Below are 19738 nucleotides of genomic sequence, written 5' to 3' on the forward strand. Positions count from 1 at the left end.
CAGAGGAAAATAGACGAAAAAGTGAGTAAAACGGAGCGATTAAACTTTTTGTAAGACTTTTTCGCTGATTATTACAAATTTTTAACCAATTATTTAGAAAAACATAGTTGAATACTGCTTTACAACATGTATCGAAACAGGATATCATCGTTTCAGTGAATTGTTGATTGTTGGTAAAGTCAATTTTACATTCAGTTGATTTACCACTTTGAATTCACTTCATGAGTCATTCTCGCTGAATCTTTTGTAATTTAACAAAGAACGGGGGAACCGATATAGTGGTCTGCTGCTAGTCAGAAGATGGAATTAAGAGAGTTGTCTCTCTTGCTCTGACCACTGTATTTGATTTCAACACTTGAGTCTTGGGGTGAACGTAAAGGACAGCTGCCATGAGCAGCCTGGATCTGAGCGGGGGCGACTCTTACGCCCGAACCCGACAGCTAACTCCGTAAGCGTATTGAAGAGGCAAAACTCGTGCATGATGTTTCCGATATTCTCATTTGAACTTATCGGAGCCACGAAAGAGTTCCTCTTAAACTCTTTTTTGGCTTCTTTGTTTTAGGAGAATAAAAGTTACATTGTCGTCATACTGTTGGTTAACAGGAGGTGACATCATGCTGCGAAGAGTGGCACATGATGCAGAATCGGACGGGAGTTTCTCCGGTTTTGTAGACAAATCGGTATAGTCGCGTCAAATACAATCATGCAATACTCTTGACGGCGGGACTATGAAGGAGGACGGAGGAAGTGGGAAATTTCCAACTAGAGGAGACCCATGAGTCACCATCATCCAGCAAGTCTTTCGCGTTGCGATGGAAGCATGAGAATCTGCGTCAGATCACACTAGTCGCAATCTTCTCAATCGCACTGTTAGTCATGATCTCACTCATTTTGTATGGTCAGGGAGGCAAAGAAATCTCAATTGTCGTGGACGGCAAGGTTCAAGCCTTGGAAACACGTGAAGGAATGCTTAGTGAAGTGCTGGATGAGCATTCAATCGCAGTCAGTCCACATGACGAAGTATCGATGTCTTTGAGTGATGAGATTGAAGATGGGGATCGAGTAACAATTAACCGGGCCGTAGCGATTAACGTGACGGCAGATGGTGAGACAGAGCAAGTTTACACGACACAGGATACAGTTAAAGAAGCACTCGCTGCTCATAGCATCGAAGTATTAGAAGATGATAAAGTATATCCCGCTGCTGACACTGCGGTGAAGGCGGATCTTAATATTCGAGTAGTCCGGGTAACCAAGCAAACAGCGACACAAGAAGCTTCGGTTCCGTTCAAGGTAATCAAGACGGCTGACCCAAGCTTGTACAAGGGTGATAACCGGGTCATTCAGAGCGGTAAGGAAGGCGTGATCGTCCAGACGATCGAGAAGACCTTCCAGGATGGCGAATTGGTGTCTAAGAAAATGACGGGCAAGAAGGTTCAAACAAACCGTGTCGACAAGGTCATTGCCGTTGGAACGAAGAAGAAGCCTGAGCCAGTTCAGGAAACGGTGGTTGCCGCTGTAAGTACAACCGAAGCTGCAGCTACTTCTAAAGCTTCAAATGCATCCTCTTCGAAATCGTCAGCAAATCTGGCTGATAAAGTGAAGAAGGTATCTGCTTCAACTGACAGTGATTCTGTCACGAAGGATGGAGTTACATTCAAGGCCAAAAAAGTGCTGAGCAATGTATCTATGACAGCTTATTCCTCAGAGCAAGAAGGCATTGGTACGAAGACGGCTTCCGGCACACGTGTACAGGAAGGACGTACCATCGCAGTTGACCCCGATGTGATCCCTCTTGGATGGTGGGTATACATTGAAGGTGTAGGATTCCGTCGTGCTGAAGATACAGGCGGCGCAATCAAAGGGAACAAAATTGATGTGTATTATGACAGCTTGGAGCAGGCTCTCAATTTTGGCCGCAAAAAAGGTAAAACTGTATACGTTATCGGTCCGGTGAAGCCGGAACTGAATTAAAATATATTTTACAATGCGTCCCTGATGTTATAGTATTAACATCAAGATTAGGTGATGCTATATAAGGTAAACGAAAGTTTAGACAGCAAGTCTATCGTTTGCCTCTTACATGCAGAAGAGGAGTTTTTCCTCTTCTCTTTTTGTTTAGAAAGGAAGTCATGTGGTCATGATTAAAGAAATCATTGTCGTTGAAGGCAGAGATGATACCGTAGCCATCAAGCGTGCAGTGAATGCAGATACAATTGAGACCGGCGGTTCTGCTATAAATGCCCGTATACTTAAGAAGATCGAGCTTGCTCAGCAAAGAAGAGGTGTTATCGTCTTTACAGACCCTGATCATGCAGGTGAGCGAATTCGCAAAATCATATCAAACAAGATTCCTGGCGTGAAGCATGCCTTCATTAAGGAGCAGGATGCGACCCGCAAAGGTGATATCGGTGTGGAGAATGCATCTCCAGACTCCATTCGGGCAGCACTGTCCAAGGTGCATACAACCTATGATGGCGCTAAGCCGCTCATAGACTGGCAAGATCTGATTGAAGCCGGACTCATCGTCCATAAGGACGCCGCAAATCGGCGTATGATGCTGGGCAACATTCTGGGCATAGGATATTGTAATGGCAAGCAGCTGCATAAGCGGCTGACGATGTTTCAGATAAGTCGTGAGGAATTTGTACGAGCACTAGAGCAAATAGAACGTGAGGGATCATGAGAACGTGAAAAATATAGATGAGATTGCAACGCCAAGACGAACGAAAGAGATCATAGCGAAACACGGTTTTTCTTTCAAAAAAAGCCTGGGACAAAATTTTCTGATCGATCAAAATATACTCCATAAAATTGTGGATGCTGCTGATCTGGATGAACATAAAGGTGCACTTGAGATCGGACCGGGAATCGGTGCTCTAACAGAGAAGCTTGCACAGCGTGCAGGGACGGTAACTGCTGTCGAAATAGACCAACGCTTGATACCGATCCTCACCGAAGTGCTGGAACCTTACTCTAATATATATGTACATCATGGAGACGTTCTTAAAACAGATCTTCCTGAATTATTTGCAAAAAATTTCGCGGGCATGGATAAGGTCAGCGTCGTTGCTAATTTGCCTTACTATGTAACGACACCGATCTTGATGAGACTGCTGGAGGAGAAGCTCCCGCTCGACAGCATCGTTGTCATGATTCAGAAGGAAGTTGCAGAACGAATGGCTGCTTCTCCAGGAACGAAGGATTATGGGACGCTAAGCATCGCGGTGCAATATTACAGCGAGCCTGAACTGGTATGTATCGTTCCTCATACGGTTTTTATCCCGCAGCCTAATGTTGAATCTGCCGTTATTAAGTTAAAGGTAAGAGAGAAGCCTCCGGTTGAAGTGAAGGATGAGAAGTTTTTCTTCGAGGTGATTCATGCTTCATTTGCACAAAGACGGAAGACCATCGCAAATAATTTGAAGAGCCGCTTCTTTACCAAAGAAAATAGAGATCAGCTGGAGCCTCTGCTGGAGGCGGCTGAGATTGAACCTACAAGACGCGGAGAGACACTCAGTATTAAAGAGTACGCCCGTCTAAGTGATGTCTTGCTGGAAGCAGGAATCAAGGGTTAAGACTCTAAATAGCCCTACAAGCGGTCCTCCCTTCGCCAAATACGAAAAAGAGATGAACCAAAGCCCTGCCTCGCCCATAACATAGGGTTAGAGGTGATAACGTTGATGAATATAGGAGACTTGGTCGTTCGGAAATCGTATGGGGGAGATGTCACGTTCCGAGTGGAGGGCCTCGAGAAGGATAAGGCAGTCATTAAAGGAACCGAATTTAGGCTCCTTGCGGATTCTCCGCTGAATGATTTGATCAGAGTGCCGTATGAGCCTGAGACGAACAAGACGCGGCTGGCACATATTAAAGCAAACGAATCTTACTCGCTATTGCAGAAGCACCGTCTGGAGCAAGCACAGCGTAACCAGGCGGGGTTAGTTGATGAGTGGAGCAAGAACACACAGACAGAGTCTCCTTCTTTTTTTGAAATGCCTGGCAAGGTGCTCCATCTGGATGGAGACCCTAATTATCTTAAGAAAAGCATGGCATTGTATGAAAGACTGCGTGTACCCGCAGAAGGCCATTATGTACATGAAGCTTCCATGGCAGATACACTATATCGGCTCCTGCCGCGCTCACGCCCTGATATTGTCGTCATCACGGGGCATGATGGAGTACTAAAGGGCAGACAGCCCTATGATCTGTATAACATCAATCATTATAAGAACTCATCTAACTTCATTGCAGCCGTTCAGGTAGCCAGACAATATGAATGGCATTTGGATGCGCTGACGATCGTTGCAGGTGCGTGTCAGTCCCATTTTGAAGCACTGATCCGTGCAGGTGCGAATTTTGCCAGCAGCCCCAGCCGGGTATTAATACATGCGCTTGATCCTGTATATGTGGCAGCGAAGGCGGCGTTCACCTCCGTGAAGGATACGATTAACATTAATGATATTATCCATCACACCATTAGCGGCAGTGACGGTGTCGGCGGGCTTGAGTCCAGAGGAAGCTATCGGATAGGCTTACCTCCGCTTCAGGATTTGTCCACTCTTAAGGTCACACCAGCAGCGATCTGAAGCTTACAGAATAAGTATTTAATTCACAGGGACTCCTTATTTCTAAGGGGTCTTTTTCTGCTTCGTATAACAAGGGAGAATTGAGCTGATGATCAGTGAATTGGGAATTTTTTCGATCCAAAAATAGCTGTACTTAATTAAAGCAATAACGTTGCTAAAATATTCGTTGACAACACATTTTTGATGCTGATATAATTGATGATTTGACAAACTCTGAAACACCTTGTATAATGGACAAGGAAAGAGGTGGTCGTTAGCCATGGCTAAAAATTCGCTATTGGATATCAAACGCAGTCTCGACGCTCATGTTGGCCAGAAGATTCTACTTCGTGCAAACGGTGGACGCCGTAAGACAATTGAGCGTACTGGTGTATTGGAAGAAACGTACCCTTCTGTTTTTATTGTGAAGCTAGATCAAGAACAGCAAACGTTTAAACGGGTGTCTTACAGTTACGCCGATATATTGACTGAAGCAGTACAGGTTTCAGTATATGATCCTGAGCAAGTCATCAGCGAAATATCGTACAACGAAGTGTAAGCTTGATTTCTCAAGGCGGCTCTCGTCCATTATGGACGGGGCCGTTTTTTTTATTGCATATTTTTTATTGCATAAGTGAGAGGATTAGCTGCCAGCACCGTCTTATTAAGTGTGAGGGGTTAGTACGGCTTAAGGAGGGCGTTAAACGAGTGCGCATATAATAACCCGCCTAGACACATACTAACGACCGAAACATGAAATTATGAGTCCTTTAATAAGGAGGAAGCCTTATGAGCCGCAGAAGACGCAGTGTAATGTCAGAAGAGCTCAAGTATGAGCTGGCCAAGGACCTGGGCTTTTATGATACTGTTCAGCAAGAAGGCTGGGGCGGGATCAAAGCCAAGGATGCAGGCAATATGGTGAAGAGGGCTATACAGCTTGCAGAGCAGGCAGCACGAAAGGGTCAAGGATAATTAGGAAGGTCCCCTGGATACAGCAGGGGGCTTTTTATATATAGCCACATTTATGAAGGGAACAATATGACTTGACAGTCTGCTTTTGATATAATATGTTAAGTTGTCTTGAGGGAATAGCTGAGGGTGGGTGAGTCGCCTTGAAAATTTATGAAAAAGCTCCTGCGAAAATTAATTTGATGTTGGATGTATTACATAAAAGAAGCGATGGTTATCATGAAGTAGAAATGATTATGACCATGGTTGATCTTGCGGATCGGATTGAAATGTCTGAAATCAAGCGGGACACGATTATGATCTCGAGTCAGGCGGGGTATATCCCCCTGGATGAGAAGAACCTGGCCTTCCAGGCTGCCAAGCTGGTGAAGGACAGATATGACGTTAAAAAAGGCGTGTACATTCATCTCGATAAGAAGATACCCGTAGCAGCGGGTCTTGCAGGCGGCAGCAGTGACGCTGCGGCCACCCTGCGGGGCTTGAACAAGTTGTGGGGTCTCAATATATCCGATGAAGAGCTGAGGCTCCTGGGTGCAGAATTAGGCTCGGATGTGCCTTTTTGTATTACGGGAGGAACGGCACTAGCTACTGGAAGAGGAGAGCAGCTTCATCAGCTTCCGAATCCGCCGCAATGCTGGGTCGTGCTGGCGAAGCCGCCGATTAACGTTTCTACTGCAGAGGTATATGGTCGTGTACGCAGCGATCAGATTCAGAGGCATCCATCCGCCAAAAGAATGGAAGATGCCATTCGCAATCAGTCTTTTGCAGGGGTTTGTAAGGAACTGGGTAATGCATTAGAGGATGTAACTTTGAAGCTGCATCCAGAGGTAGGCCAATTGAAGGAAGCAATGATGAAGCTTGGAGCCGATGGTGTTCTCATGTCGGGAAGTGGACCTACGGTATTCGGCCTCGTTTCAAAAGAATCGAAGGTGCCGAGAATCTATAATGGCCTTCGAGGATTCTGTAAAGAAGTTTATGCAGTAAGATTACTGACATAAGCTTCATTTTTTCCATTTATAGTATAAAAACGAATTGATTGTTGTACAAATACGTACAAAAATGATATATTGAATTGTAAACATTCGGATTTGGAGATAGATCGTGAGGAATCGACGTGAAGAAATTAAAACGAAGCGCTCGTTTAGTAGAAATGACACAATATTTGCTTTCGAGACCACATACACTGATTCCCTTAACGACTTTTGCAGAGCGTTATGGTGCGGCGAAATCTTCGATTAGTGAAGATCTTGCCATTATCAAGGAAGTATTTGAGGATGAAGGAATGGGAGACCTGCAGACACTCGCTGGCGCAGCGGGTGGGGTGAAGTTTATGCCCAAGATGTCCTATGAACGTTCGTTATCCTTCATACAGAATTTATGTGAATTACTCGAACAGCCTGATCGGATTTTACCTGGTGGATATTTATATATGTCTGATCTGCTGGGTCAACCGGCTACAACGAACGAGATCGGCAAGATTATGGCTACCGCATTTGCAGGCCGAGAAATTGATGCCGTGATGACGGTAGAGACCAAAGGCATTCCGCTTGCTTATGCTGTAGGCTCACAGCTCAATCTTCCTGTAGTCCTAGTTAGACGAGATCATCAAGTGACAGAAGGCTCAGCTGTGAGTATCAATTATGTATCCGGCTCTCATAAGAGCCTGCATACGATGTCCCTGTCCAGAAGGGCTCTTCCAGAGAAGTCTCGCGTGCTCATCGTCGATGATTTTATGAAGGCCGGAGGAACGGTGCAAGGGATGATCGATTTGCTGAGGGAGTTTAATGCTGAAGTGGCCGGGGTCGGCGTGCTTGTTGAGTCGGGGGAAGTGGATTCAGAAGAGCGTCTGCTTCATGATTATGTTTCACTGGCCACACTGACAGCAGTGGATCCCAAGACGAAGCAAATCTCAGTTGCACCAGGCAATTATTTTAACCGAAGCGAGTGACATCGACTTCCCTGATACAGAGGGATTTCTATCGATCTTTCGCAAGTTTTGTCGAATAGCTCTCGAATTGCACCAAAACTCAAAAAATTCCTTAAATTAGGACATTTTTATGGAAATAAAAAGAAGGAGTTTCTGTATGTTGTGTGGAATTATACACCAAGTTCCGATGGAAAAAGGTGGTGAACACACATGCAGATTACAGATGTCAGACTCCGCCGTGTCAACTCTGAGGGGAGAATGAAGGCTATAGCTTCGATTACGATCGATAATGAGTTCGTCGTTCATGACATTCGCGTTATTGATGGTAACAACGGAATGTTTGTTGCTATGCCAAGTAAACGGACTCCCGATGGAGAATTCCGTGACATCGCCCATCCGATTTCTTCCGGTACACGCGAGAAGATTCAAGCGGCTGTTTTAGCTGAATACGAACGTGCTGCAACTGAGGAAGAGGTTATCGAAGAAGGCGCTTAAGAACATTATTGGGGTTCGAAAGAAAAGAGGGTCATTTTATGGCTCTCTTTTCTTTTTTTCAAGAATGAAGTATATTCATTAATGAGCAATATTGGAGCACGGACTCGTTACCTCCCATAATATGGATTATGGGGTACTTGCTTGTGCCCAATTTAATGTTGACTAGACCGTTATTCCTTTCAAAGTGAACGAGGAATGGGATCCTTTTCGTTCTGTAACAGCAGAATGGATAACATTACAATTTCAGCGCAGGAGGTCGGGATGTTGAAGAAAATGGCTATTGTACTTGCCGCAGGGCAGGGCAAACGAATGAAGTCCAAATTGTATAAGGTGTTGCATCCTGTATGCGGCAAACCGATGGTCGGCCACGTTCTGGACACCGTAAAACGTGCAGGCGTTACTCGTAACGTTGTCGTGGTTGGACATGGAGCAGAAGCTGTACAATCTTACTTGGGAGCTTCCGCAGAATACGTATTACAAGAGCAGCAGCTTGGCACGGGACATGCCGTTAAACAGGCTAAGGATTTGCTAGGTTCTGAGGAAGGAACTACGATTGTCATTTGCGGCGACACTCCGCTCGTTACAAGTGAAACACTCGAAGGCTTGATGCAGCTGCATGAAAGCCGCGGTGCTGCAGCTACCGTTCTGACCGCTCATATGGACAACCCGGCTGGTTATGGCCGTGTCATTCGGGGCGAGGATGGATCTGTAACGAAGATCGTTGAGCAGAAGGACTGCAACGATGCAGAGAATGCAGTTCAAGAGATAAATACAGGCACCTATTGCTTTGACAATGCCAAATTGTTTGAAGCTCTGGATAAAGTTACGAACAACAATGCACAGCAAGAATATTACCTGACTGACGTTGTTGGTATTTTCCGTGAAGCGGGCGAAACGGTTGAAGCCTTCATGACCTATGATGCAGCAGAATCGATTGGTGTAAACGATCGTGTTGCTCTATCCGAGGCGGAAGGATTTATGCGCGAACGTCTTGCACGCAAGCATATGCTGAACGGGGTAACCATTATTGATCCTTCTTCCACCTATATCGGTGCGGATGTTGAGATCGGCGCAGACACTGTCTTGTACCCTGGAACGATGCTCAAAGGCAACACCAAGATTGGAGAGCAATCGGTCATCGGTCCGAATACAGATATTGAGAACAGTGTCATTGGCGATAACGTTACCGTTAAACAGTCCGTATTAGTCGATGCCGAAGTGGGTAATGAAACATCAGTAGGGCCTTTCGCGTATCTGCGTCCGGGGGCCAAGCTTGGAGAACAAGTGAAGGTCGGCGATTTTGTCGAGATCAAAAATGCGACCATTGACAATGGCTCGAAGGTTTCTCACTTGAGCTATGTTGGCGACGCAAAAGTCGGTAAGAATGTGAATATCGGCTGCGGCGCGATAACTGTGAACTACGATGGATATAATAAAGCTGTCACTGAAATTGAAGATGATGCCTTCGTGGGCAGTAATGTGAATTTGATTGCTCCTGTCAAAGTAGGTAAAGGCGCCTATGTTGTTGCGGGTTCGACCATTACGCATGCTGTTCCGGAGAATGACCTTGCTATTGCAAGATCGCGTCAAGAGAATAAACCTGGCTATGCAGAGAAGATTCGTGGACGTGCGAAAGCCAAGAAGAATAACGCTAATTCCTAATTTTTGCTGTATTTCGTGATGAAGCAGCGCCGACGTTTAGACACAAGCAGATCTAAAAATAGATTCCAATGAACCAGCACGGAGGTTTTTTATTTTATGACTTATTTTGATTCCAAATTAAAAATATTTACTTGTAACTCGAACCCGAAGCTTGCACACCAAATTGCTGATTACATTGGTATTCCTATGGGCGAATCCCATACTACGAGTTTTAGCGACGGTGAAATTCAAGTGAAGCTGTCTGAAAGTGTACGTGGTAGTCATGTTTACATTGTTCAGTCGACTTGTGCCCCAGTAAACGACAACCTGATGGAGATGCTGGTCATGATTGATGCATTGAAACGTGCATCTGCCAAAACGATCAATGTCGTTATTCCTTACTATGGATATGCAAGACAAGATCGGAAGGCACGCTCAAGAGATCCGATTACGGCTAAGCTTGTAGCTAACCTGATTGAAAAAGCGGGAGCGACACGCGTCATCGGGATGGACCTGCATGCTATGCAGATTCAGGGCTTCTTCGATATTCCGGTAGACCACATGCTGGCGGTTCCGATCTTGGCACAGTATTTCCGTTCCAAGCAAATTGAGAATCCAGTTGTTGTGTCTCCGGACCATGGCGGCGTTGTACGCGCACGCAAGCTGGCGGACTTCCTGAATGCTCCACTTGCGATTATTGACAAACGCAGACCAGAGCCTAACGTTAGTGAAGTGATGAATATTATCGGTAATATTGAAGGCAAGACAGCGATCTTGATCGATGACATTATCGATACTGCGGGTACAATTGTGCTTGGTGCCAATGCACTTATGGAAGGCGGAGCCAAAGAAGTGTACGCTTGCTGTACGCATCCTGTATTGTCAGGCCCTGCGATGGAGCGTTTGGAGAATTCACCGCTGAAGGAAGTTATTGTAACGGATACGATTCCGATTACACATCCGAATCCAACGAAGAAACTGAATGTTCTATCCGTCGCTCCATTGCTTGGCGAAGCCATCATTCGGGTTCACGAGGAATTGTCGATTAGTAAATTGTTTGAAATCGAATAAAGATCTGCATGAAATAAGAAAAAGGGGTTACATTGTCGTCTAGGACGACAATGTAACCCCTGTCGGCGTATCCCGGTTATTATTTAATATCCGGGCCTTGAAATGAACTGATGATAAGATCGGTTAAACAGAGCACCGTTAATTTCAACAAAGGGCTCATCGTAAGTGGTAATGCATCCGATCTCGACATGGTTGCCGTGGTCATACACTTGCACCGGTATGGCCTGTTCCAAATGGTGTTGAAATTGGTACGGCTGCGTTAAACGTTCAATATCATGGCGCATGACCGGTTCATCCTTTCTTGCTGTTATGCTGATCGAATCTAAACAATTGTTTTTATTGTAAAGTGAAACTTCGTGTAAGTCCAATTGGTTGTTCAAGATTAGTGCGCTGGTTGGGAAGCAATATGAAATATGAAGGAGGCAGCCTCTCATATGAAATGGATAGTGGGACTTGGCAATCCCGGTTCCGAATATGCCAAGACGAGGCATAACATAGGATTCATGGCACTCGACGCTCTGGCAGAGCGCCATGGTATTACTATTAATCAGAGCAAGTGCAAAGCTCTTATCGGAGAAGGAATGATACAAGGGGAGAAGGCAGTGCTGATTAAGCCAATGACGTATATGAATCTCTCTGGCGAATCCATTAGAGCGTATATGGATTATTATAAGGTTGCCCTTGAAGATCTTATTGTAGTCTATGATGATATGGACACTGAAGTAGGCAAGATCCGCCTCCGATACCAAGGCAGTGCAGGCGGCCATAACGGAATTAAATCGATTATTCAGCATACCGGGACACAGCAGTTCAATCGTGTGCGTATGGGTATTTCGAGACCGGAGCCAGGCTACGCGATTGTAGATTATGTTCTGTCTAAGTTCGCGAAGAAGGAGCAGGAAGCGGTTGAATCTATGATTGAAGCAACCTGTGACGCCCTCGAGTATGCGATGAAGGATACTTTTGAGCGGACGATGGCGAAATTTAATGGATAAGGATGAATTAACCAAATAGCAAGATGTGAATTTGGTTAATTCAGCCGGGCGGATGTAAGTCGAATAGACATTGTAAATTTGATTACTTGTTTCATCCAAGCTTTATAAACTCGTGATTTCTGGAAAGAATAGAAGATATCATTTCTTTTCAGGAGGATAAGAGTATGCCAATTCATTATGTCTGCAGGCATTGTGGAACTTCGATTGGACAGATTGATTCATCCGAAGTAACGGAAGCAAGGCTGGGTCTTCATTTCTTGACCCCTGCGGAACGAAGGGATATAATAGCCTATAATTCAAAAGGCGAAATGATGGTTAACATCACTTGCGATTACTGTAATGAGGCGATCCTGGTGAATCCAGAGCTTTGTCTGTTAACAAGCCCGCTGCAATAGCGGTGAATAGGGAATCAAGAAGCATAGAACAGTGCTTTAAGGATGGGAATTATACATCCAGCCTTGCGGCCTTGGCAGCGTTTGCTGAGGCTTTTTTTTCAGTTATCTGGCTGCAGCCCGCCCACTTTTGCTGGTCAGGTCCGTCAAAAAAGATTATGATGAAATCAGATTCATTATCCATATGTTTACAGTTATAAAGAGAATGACAGGTTATATTAAAAGTAAAGTAAGTTATAAGAGAGGTGCCCCTTTTGCTACAAGCACTTATTGAAGCTTTTACTAAAGATTCCGATTTTGAATCGATAACTTCCGGTATTCGGTCAGGAATGAAGGAGCAGCTCATCTCCGGATTGTCGGGTTCAGCTCGCCAGGTTATGATGGCTGCTATGCATAAACAGCTGGATCGACCGATGCTCGTGGTGACTCATAATATGTTTGCGGCACAGAAAGTGGCAGAAGACTTACAGGAAGCGCTTTCTGCCGATCAAGTGCTGCTATATCCGGCCAATGAATTGATTGCTGCAGAAGCAGCAATTTCCAGTCCTGAAACACTTGCTCAGCGCATTGAAGTATTACTGAAGTGTGCAGCCGGTTTTCGGGGCATTGTTGTGATTCCACTCTCTGGCGCAAGACGCTACCTTCCTGCTCCGCAGGTGATAGCAAGTGCAGAGATTACTCTTAAGCAGAGCGGAACGATTGAGCTGGAGCAATTTCTCAAACGTATGGTTGAGCTCGGATATGAACGCGTTGAGCGCGTTGAATCTCAAGGTGAGATGAGTGTACGCGGAGGAATCATTGATTTCTTCCCACTCACGGCCGAGCTGGCTTATCGTATTGAGCTGTTTGATGATGAAATTGACTCGATACGGACATTTGATCCCGCAGACCAGCGGTCAATAGACCGAGTAGAGCAAGTGAGGATAACACCGTGTAAGGAACTGATTGCAAGCCAGGAGAGAATGGAACAGGCTGCGGATCGAACAGTGATTCTGCTCGAAGAGCAGCTCGATAAAACAACGGACCGCCAAGCGAAGCTGCGTCTGCGCGAGGAGATCCATCGTGAAATCGAGCTGCTGCGCGAGCATGTCTATTTTCCTGAAATCTATAAATATGTAACAGAGCTGTATCCAGAGAAGCAGACCATCTATAACTACATGCCTGAGGATACCATTCTTATCATGGATGAGCCGGCAAGACTCTTGGAGACAGGGAAACAGCTCGAACGTGATGAATCGGAGTGGAGTGTTCATTTGCTGCAAAACGGCAAAACGCTGCCGCAGCTTACGCTCTCTCTTGACCATGATCAGGTGCTGTACCATCGGCCGTTCCAGACCTTATTCGTATCCATCTTCCTTCGTCAGGTACCGCACACACAGCCGCAGAACATCCTAAATATGGTCAGCCGCAGTATGCAGGATTTCCATGGCCAAATGAATGTGCTTAAGGCAGAGATGGAGCGCTGGCAAAAAGCAGGTGTCAACGTCGTTATGATGGCCAGCGGCGAGGAACGGCTCGATCGAATGCGTAAAGTGCTGCAGGACTATGACATCCATGAGCCAAACATGGTCATTGGGAATCTGCAAAGCGGATTTGAAATGCCTTCTATTCAGCTGGCTGTTATTACTGAGGGAGAGATGTTCTCTCAAAAACAGCGCAAAGTACGGAAGCCGATGCGCAATGTGGACAATGCAGAGCGGATCAAGAGCTACAGTGAGCTCAAGGTTGGAGATTACGTCGTACATCAAAATCATGGAATCGGTAAATATATGGGGATCGGCACACTTGAAGTAGGCGGTATCCATAAAGATTACATGCATATTTTATATGCAGGCGGCGACAAGCTGTCTGTTCCAATCGAGCAGATCGATCTCATTCAGAAGTATGTCGGTTCAGAAGAGAAGGAGCCGAAGATCTATAAGCTGGGCGGGAATGAATGGACCCGTGTTAAAAATAAAGTCCGCAGCTCTGTCCAGGATATAGCCGATGACCTGATTAAGCTCTATGCAGAGCGGCAATCCTCTCCTGGGTATGCCTTTGATAAGGATACCGCAGAGCAGCAGGAATTTGAGGACATGTTCCCATATGACGAAACGCGGGATCAGGTTCGTGCTATAGAGGAAATCAAGAAGGATATGGAGCAGGGTCGTCCAATGGACAGACTTCTGTGTGGAGATGTAGGTTACGGTAAAACAGAGGTCGCCATTCGTGCTGCATTCAAGGCGGCGATTGAAGGCAAACAGGTTGCTGTTCTTGTACCGACGACCATTCTGGCTCAGCAGCATTACGAGACATTCCGTGAACGCTTCTCCGGGTATCCGTTTAATGTCAGTGTTCTTAGCCGTTTCCGTACACGCAAAGAGCAGAACGAGACGGCCAAAGGCATCAAGCAAGGAACGATTGATATCGTCATTGGTACACATCGTTTACTCTCTCAGGATCTTGTGTTTAAGGATCTCGGGTTGCTGATTGTGGATGAAGAGCAGCGATTCGGTGTAACGCATAAAGAGAAGCTGAAGAAGCTAAAGACCAATGTCGATGTGCTTACACTCACAGCTACGCCGATTCCGAGAACGCTGCATATGTCCATGCTGGGGGTAAGAGATTTGTCGGTTATCGAAACACCACCGGAGAATCGCTTTCCCGTACAAACGTATGTTGTTGAGCATAGTCAGACGCTTGTTCGTGAAGCGATTGAGCGGGAACTGGCGCGAGGCGGTCAAGTGTACTACTTGTACAACCGAGTCCAAGGTATACAGGAGATGGCAGCAGAGATTTCCGCACTTGTCCCTGAGGCAAGAGTGGGGGTTGGTCACGGCCAAATGTCCGAAACTGAACTAGAAAAAACGATTCTTGATTTCCTGGATGGTGAATTTGATGTGCTGGTCAGCACCAGTATCATCGAGACCGGGGTTGACATACCAAACGTGAATACACTGATCGTGCATGATGCGGATAAAATGGGCTTGTCCCAGCTGTATCAGCTGCGCGGCAGGGTAGGGCGTTCGAATCGGATTGCGTATGCCTATTTCACGTACCAAAGAGACAAAGTGCTTACTGAAGTAGCGGAGAAAAGACTGCAATCCATCAAGGAATTTACAGAGCTTGGCTCTGGATTCAAAATTGCGATGCGCGATCTGTCTATCCGCGGGGCCGGGAATTTGCTCGGTGCAGAGCAGCATGGCTTCATCGCCTCTGTCGGGTTTGATCTGTACTCTCAGATGCTGTCAGAAGAGATCAATCGACGCAAAGTAACAATGCTCGGAGAAGAAGCACCGCAGGAGCAGAGCTGGAGCACGTCCATTGACATTAGTATTGATGCGTATCTGCCTTCTGATTATATCTATGATAGTATTCAGAAGATCGAGATTTATAAGAAGGTTGCTGTGCTCGCTGCATTTGATGATGCAATGGAGCTTGAGGATGAGCTGGTTGATCGGTTTGGAGATCTGCCGGAAGCTGTTACGAATCTGCTGTCTGTGGCCAGACTCAAAATATACGGCAAGAAATACGGGATCGAGACCATTGTGCAGCGCGGGGACCAAATCTCTGTGAAGTTCTATGAAGGACGCGAAAAAGCAGTGGATGGCGCTAAGCTTGCAAGGATTGGCAATCAATTCGAAAGACGTGTACAATTTGAACAAGGACAGAGCATGATCGTCCATATTAAAGGCAAGGGTCTGAGTGATCAAGAAATGCTCCAAACATTAGAGAAGTTTCTTGCAGCCATGAAGGATGCATTCAAATCAAAGGGGGAACTACAGGATGTTGCAAAATAACAGAAAAACCTGGAAGACGATCGCGGTGACCGCTGTCGGCGCTCTATCGATATCTCTTCTGGCAGCATGCGGAAGCAATGATGCGGGAGGAGGCAGCACCAGCTTTAATAATTCAATTGAAGGCGACACGAGCAGTGTGGTTGTAAAATATAAAGGCGGCGAAATCACGGAGAAGGAATTCAATGCAGAGCTCAAGATTATGGAATTCATGAATCCAACGATTGCAGCCTACCTGCAGATGGATGAAATGCGCGAGATGTTTGTGAAACAGCAGGTAGCGTATGAATATTTGAGTAAAGACGTGTCTCAAGAAGCAGGGGAAAAAGGCCTTGAAGAGGCAGAAGCCCAGATCACTCAAATGAAGACTCAGGTTGGCGGAGACGAAGCCTGGAGTCAGATGCTTAAGGATTACGAAGTGACAGAGGACGAGCTTAAGAATTACATGACACGTGTCTTGAGCCTGATTGAGTACAAGTCACAGGATGTAACTGACGAGCAGGTGAAGACAGAGTATGAAGCTAGTAAAGATCAATTTATTACAGCAAGTGTTCGTCATGTGCTGATCAGCAACACAGATCCTGAGTCAGGGGAAGCTCGCCCGGAAGGGGAAGCTCTTAAACTTGCGAAGGAAGTCAAAGCCAAGCTGGACAAAGGTGAAGATTTTGCTGCCGTCGCCAAAGAGTATTCTGAAGACCCGGGATCGGCAGAAAACGGTGGATTGTATGAGGACACACCGGTTACGAATTGGGTAGAAGCTTTCAAGGAAGCGGCAAAAACCCAAGAGGAGGGTGTCATTGGTGAGCCGGTCGAAACGGATTACGGCTACCATATTATTAAGGTCGAGAAACGTACAGAGCCGACCTTTGAAGAGTTAACAGAAGCGCAAACGAAGCTGCTCAAGAGCTCTGTCGTGAACGTGGAAGTTCAGGAATTTATGACGAATGAAGTGGATGGAGTCATTGAAGGCGAGATCAAACTGCCTGCGAATCCGGCTGCTGAACAAGGTACCGAAGGTACAGAGGGTACGGAAGGCACCGAAGGAACTGAGGGAACTGATGCTGGAACCGAAGGTTCTGAAGAAGGATCGACAGGTGACGAGGGCGCAGCCGATTCGGGAACAGAAGGCGAGAGTACAGAATCGAATACCGATGGTAAATAAGAACAAGGCTGAGGCGCGGGAAACCGCGCCTTTTCTTTTTGGATGAGAGCGGATTCTGCACTTAGGAACTTATTGTATATTTCATGTATAAGGAACTGGGAACAGAAGAATACTATGGTCTAGATAGATTGAACTAAAGTTTTGCATCGTCATTATTTTGATCAGAGGTGGATCTGGTGGCAGGACTAACCCTGAAATCACTGCAGGGGGCCCAGCACATTAGGGCCGGTCTGTTACCTGTGATGAACATATTTTTCTTTAGTTCACTCTATATAGAAATCACACTTAACTACCCTGGACCCTCCTCATAAAAGGAACAGTAGTTGAAAAATCTTCTCGAGAAAGTGGGGCAACATGTAAATGAAAGCTACTGGTATCGTCCGCCGTATTGATGATCTTGGTCGTGTGGTTATTCCGAAAGAGATTCGCCGTACTTTGCGAATTCGCGAGGGAGACCCGCTCGAGATTTTTGTGGACCGTGACGGCGAGGTCATTCTGAAGAAGTACTCTCCCATTGGAGAGCTTGGCGATTTTGCGAAGGAGTATGCAGAATCACTGTATGAAAGTACCGGCCATGTAACGTTAATCTCAGATCGGGATACGATTATTACTGTGGCAGGCGGATCGAAGAAGGAATATTTGGATAAGCAGATTGGTCATATGGTAGAAACGTCAATGGATAACCGCAAGACATTGCTTGAGAACAGCAACGGATCTTATGAATTAGCTAAAGATCATATCGAACCTTTATCATCCTATGTTGTAGCACCGATCATATCGGGAGGAGACCCGATTGGTGCAGTCATTATGTACAGCAAGGACGAATCCACTAAAATGTCTCAGCTCGAGACCAAAATGGCTGAAACCGCTGCCGCATTTCTTGGGAAACAGATGGAGCAGTAGCGTGCAGAAGAACTCCTGCCTTCTAACAGGCAGGAGTTCTTTGCTTTTTTAAAGCTTGTTTTGGGATTTATGCAAAATGCTCGTATAATAGAGATCATGTACTTCACCTTTATTTTATAACAAAGCAGGTATACATAGATGAACTCATCCAATTCGGGCAAAAAGCTGCTTCAAGGTGCTTTTATTCTAAGCAGCGCTGCGATCTTATCCAAACTGATTGGGACACTGCAGAAGATCCCGCTGCAAAATATTGCCGGAGACGGCGTATTCGGTATATACAATACGGTCTATCCTTTTTATATCATGCTCGTTACACTGGCGACCGCCGGCTTTCCTATTGCGGTATCCAAGCTTGTGGCAGAGGCAGAAGCAAGAGGTGACGAAGAAGAGGGCCGTAAAGTACTGAAGGCGACCACCATACTGCTTGCCATCGTAGGAGGATGTCTCTGTGTCCTTACTTATTGGAGTGCACCGCTGATTGGTCGTCTGATCGATAACAGTGAGGTTATTTCATCGGTACGGGCAGCCTCTCTCTCCTTGCTATTCGTGCCGGTGATGGCAGGGCTGAGAGGCTACTTTCAAGGTCTTCAGAACATGGTACCGACTGCGGTGTCTCAGGTTACCGAGCAAACGATACGTGTGACTGTTATGTTAATTGTATTATTTCTGCTCATGGGATATGGCGCCAGTGCAGAGAATATTGCCGCTGGGGCTATGCTGGGTTCCGCAGCAGGGGGCGCGGCAGGTCTAGTCGTGATGTGGATATTTTGGCTGATACGATCTCGGTCAAGGGGATTTCGACAAAGTCAGAGCAGTCCTCGAATAGGGACACAGCCTTTGGCTCCGGAGGGAAAATCCACGGGTGCGCTGCTCCGGACAGTACTGAGATATGCCATCCCGGTTGCTCTCGGCTCGGTTGCTGTGCCTTTAATTAATATGGTAGATACCTTTACCGTCCCTCGGCTGTTAAAGCAGGAAGGACTAAATGATCTGGAAGCGATGCAGACATTCGGCATTTATAATCGGGGATTGCCGCTGGTCCAGCTTGTGACTATGCTGGCTACATCTTTATCGGTATTATTCGTGCCTGCTCTGGCAGAGGCCAAGATCAGACAGGACCAAGCGGGAATTCAAAGACACAGCAGTCTGGCATTGAAGTGGTTCTGGCTGATTGGACTTGCCGCTTCGATTGGCATTATGGTGCTGGCAGAGCCGATTAACCGCATGCTGTATATGAACGCAGAAGGGACGATCACGCTCCGTATACTCGCGTTATCTGCTGCAGGGAGCACCGTCAGCGTCATCGCTGCTGCCTTACTGCAGGGGCTCGGCAGCGCCAAAGCGCCTGCGCTTATCATGCTGGCAGCAGCAGCGATTAAGACGCTGCTGAACCTCATACTCGTGCCGCCGCTCGGAATCAGCGGAGCGGCCATCTCGTCTGCGGCAGCCTTTGCCGCTGCAGCCGCCATGAACGCGCTGCTGCTGGCAAGGCTCTTGCAGCTGCGTGTGTCCCCCAGCGCCGCGTTACTCAAGCCGGCGCTGGTGACCGCCGCGATGGCTGTCTTCGCGGCGATGGTCTCCGCAGGCGCTGCTGTGCTGTGCACAAGCGTCGCGGGGCTTAGCGCGGATGGGAGAATCACCGCGCTCGTCCAGAGCCTGCTGGGTGTTGCAGCAGGCGTGCTTGTCTTCGTGCTGGGAGCCATCCGCACGAAGCTGATTACGGCAGCAGAGATTGCCGTGCTGCCGAAGGGAGCGAAGCTCACACAGCTGCTGCAGAAGCTGAAGCTGCTGTGAGCCGCCTGCATCCTGATGACTGCATGCAGGCTGTCGGGCTGTGTT

At 46.6% G+C, this 19738-nt stretch carries 18 protein-coding genes and 1 riboswitch; of the genes, 17 read left to right on the forward strand and 1 reads right to left on the reverse strand.

What is annotated here, in order from left to right:
• The first annotated feature begins 223 nt into the window (after positions 1-223).
• Positions 224-470: riboswitch (cyclic di-AMP (ydaO/yuaA leader) on the forward strand.
• 277 nt (positions 471-747) lie between these two features.
• The 11 genes from PUW25_RS00135 (at position 748) to PUW25_RS00185 (ending at position 10671) form a co-directional block, all read left to right on the forward strand.
• Positions 748-1974, forward strand: coding sequence for a resuscitation-promoting factor (locus tag PUW25_RS00135; RefSeq protein ID WP_274337849.1), 1227 nt, complete (start codon positions 748-750; stop codon positions 1972-1974).
• Between the two features lie 166 nt (positions 1975-2140).
• Entirely contained in the window at positions 2141-2686 is a 546-nt protein-coding gene (gene rnmV / locus PUW25_RS00140; RefSeq protein WP_047914170.1) for a ribonuclease M5, read from the forward strand.
• Positions 2687-2690: 4 nt separating this feature from the next.
• A complete protein-coding gene (gene rsmA / locus PUW25_RS00145) occupies positions 2691-3578 on the forward strand; it encodes a 16S rRNA (adenine(1518)-N(6)/adenine(1519)-N(6))-dimethyltransferase RsmA (protein WP_047914184.1) in 888 nt (295 codons plus the stop codon).
• Positions 3579-3683: 105 nt separating this feature from the next.
• The gene (yabG, locus tag PUW25_RS00150) at positions 3684-4589 is read left to right on the forward strand and encodes a sporulation peptidase YabG (RefSeq protein ID WP_274337850.1); all 906 of its coding nucleotides are present in this window, start codon (positions 3684-3686) and stop codon (positions 4587-4589) included.
• A 259-nt stretch (positions 4590-4848) separates the two neighbouring features.
• Entirely contained in the window at positions 4849-5127 is a 279-nt protein-coding gene (gene veg, locus PUW25_RS00155; RefSeq protein ID WP_047914168.1) for a biofilm formation stimulator Veg, read from the forward strand.
• A 230-nt stretch (positions 5128-5357) separates the two neighbouring features.
• Entirely contained in the window at positions 5358-5540 is a 183-nt protein-coding gene (locus tag PUW25_RS00160; protein WP_047914167.1) for a small, acid-soluble spore protein, alpha/beta type, read from the forward strand.
• Between the two features lie 140 nt (positions 5541-5680).
• Entirely contained in the window at positions 5681-6535 is an 855-nt protein-coding gene (gene ispE / locus PUW25_RS00165) for a 4-(cytidine 5'-diphospho)-2-C-methyl-D-erythritol kinase (protein WP_047914166.1), read from the forward strand.
• A gap of 116 nt (positions 6536-6651) precedes the next feature.
• A complete protein-coding gene (gene purR, locus PUW25_RS00170) occupies positions 6652-7485 on the forward strand; it encodes a pur operon repressor (protein WP_047914165.1) in 834 nt (277 codons plus the stop codon).
• Positions 7486-7674: 189 nt separating this feature from the next.
• Positions 7675-7959 (forward strand): septation regulator SpoVG, encoded by a 285-nt coding sequence (spoVG, locus tag PUW25_RS00175; protein WP_047914164.1) that lies wholly within the window; start codon positions 7675-7677, stop codon positions 7957-7959.
• Positions 7960-8220: 261 nt separating this feature from the next.
• Positions 8221-9621 carry a bifunctional UDP-N-acetylglucosamine diphosphorylase/glucosamine-1-phosphate N-acetyltransferase GlmU gene (gene glmU, locus PUW25_RS00180; protein ID WP_047914163.1) on the forward strand — a complete coding sequence of 467 codons (1401 nt, stop codon included), beginning with the start codon at positions 8221-8223 and terminating at the stop codon, positions 9619-9621.
• Between the two features lie 96 nt (positions 9622-9717).
• A complete protein-coding gene (locus PUW25_RS00185; RefSeq protein ID WP_047914162.1) occupies positions 9718-10671 on the forward strand; it encodes a ribose-phosphate diphosphokinase in 954 nt (317 codons plus the stop codon).
• 83 nt (positions 10672-10754) lie between these two features.
• Here PUW25_RS00185 and PUW25_RS00190 read toward each other — a convergent pair whose 3' ends face one another.
• A complete protein-coding gene (locus PUW25_RS00190) occupies positions 10755-10955 on the reverse strand; it encodes a hypothetical protein (protein ID WP_047914161.1) in 201 nt (66 codons plus the stop codon).
• A 150-nt stretch (positions 10956-11105) separates the two neighbouring features.
• Between PUW25_RS00190 and pth the strand changes: the two genes are divergently transcribed.
• The 6 genes from pth (at position 11106) to PUW25_RS00220 (ending at position 19693) form a co-directional block, all read left to right on the forward strand.
• Positions 11106-11666 (forward strand): aminoacyl-tRNA hydrolase, encoded by a 561-nt coding sequence (gene pth / locus PUW25_RS00195; protein WP_047914160.1) that lies wholly within the window; start codon positions 11106-11108, stop codon positions 11664-11666.
• A 164-nt stretch (positions 11667-11830) separates the two neighbouring features.
• On the forward strand, positions 11831-12061 hold the full coding sequence (locus PUW25_RS00200; protein ID WP_047914159.1) for an anti-sigma-F factor Fin family protein: 231 nt from the start codon (positions 11831-11833) through the stop codon (positions 12059-12061).
• Positions 12062-12312: 251 nt separating this feature from the next.
• Positions 12313-15837 (forward strand): transcription-repair coupling factor, encoded by a 3525-nt coding sequence (mfd, locus tag PUW25_RS00205; protein WP_047914157.1) that lies wholly within the window; start codon positions 12313-12315, stop codon positions 15835-15837.
• Positions 15824-16996 carry a peptidylprolyl isomerase gene (locus tag PUW25_RS00210; RefSeq protein ID WP_047914156.1) on the forward strand — a complete coding sequence of 391 codons (1173 nt, stop codon included), beginning with the start codon at positions 15824-15826 and terminating at the stop codon, positions 16994-16996. The genes mfd and PUW25_RS00210 overlap by 14 nt, the downstream gene beginning before the upstream one ends.
• 360 nt (positions 16997-17356) lie before the next feature.
• Positions 17357-17899: a stage V sporulation protein T gene (gene spoVT, locus PUW25_RS00215; RefSeq protein ID WP_047914155.1), complete on the forward strand. Its 543-nt coding sequence runs from the start codon at positions 17357-17359 to the stop codon at positions 17897-17899.
• Between the two features lie 138 nt (positions 17900-18037).
• On the forward strand, positions 18038-19693 hold the full coding sequence (locus PUW25_RS00220) for a putative polysaccharide biosynthesis protein (RefSeq protein WP_274337851.1): 1656 nt from the start codon (positions 18038-18040) through the stop codon (positions 19691-19693).
• Positions 19694-19738 lie beyond the last annotated feature (45 nt).

The sequence above is a fragment of the Paenibacillus urinalis genome, assembly GCF_028747985.1.
GTDB lineage: Bacteria > Bacillota > Bacilli > Paenibacillales > Paenibacillaceae > Paenibacillus > Paenibacillus urinalis.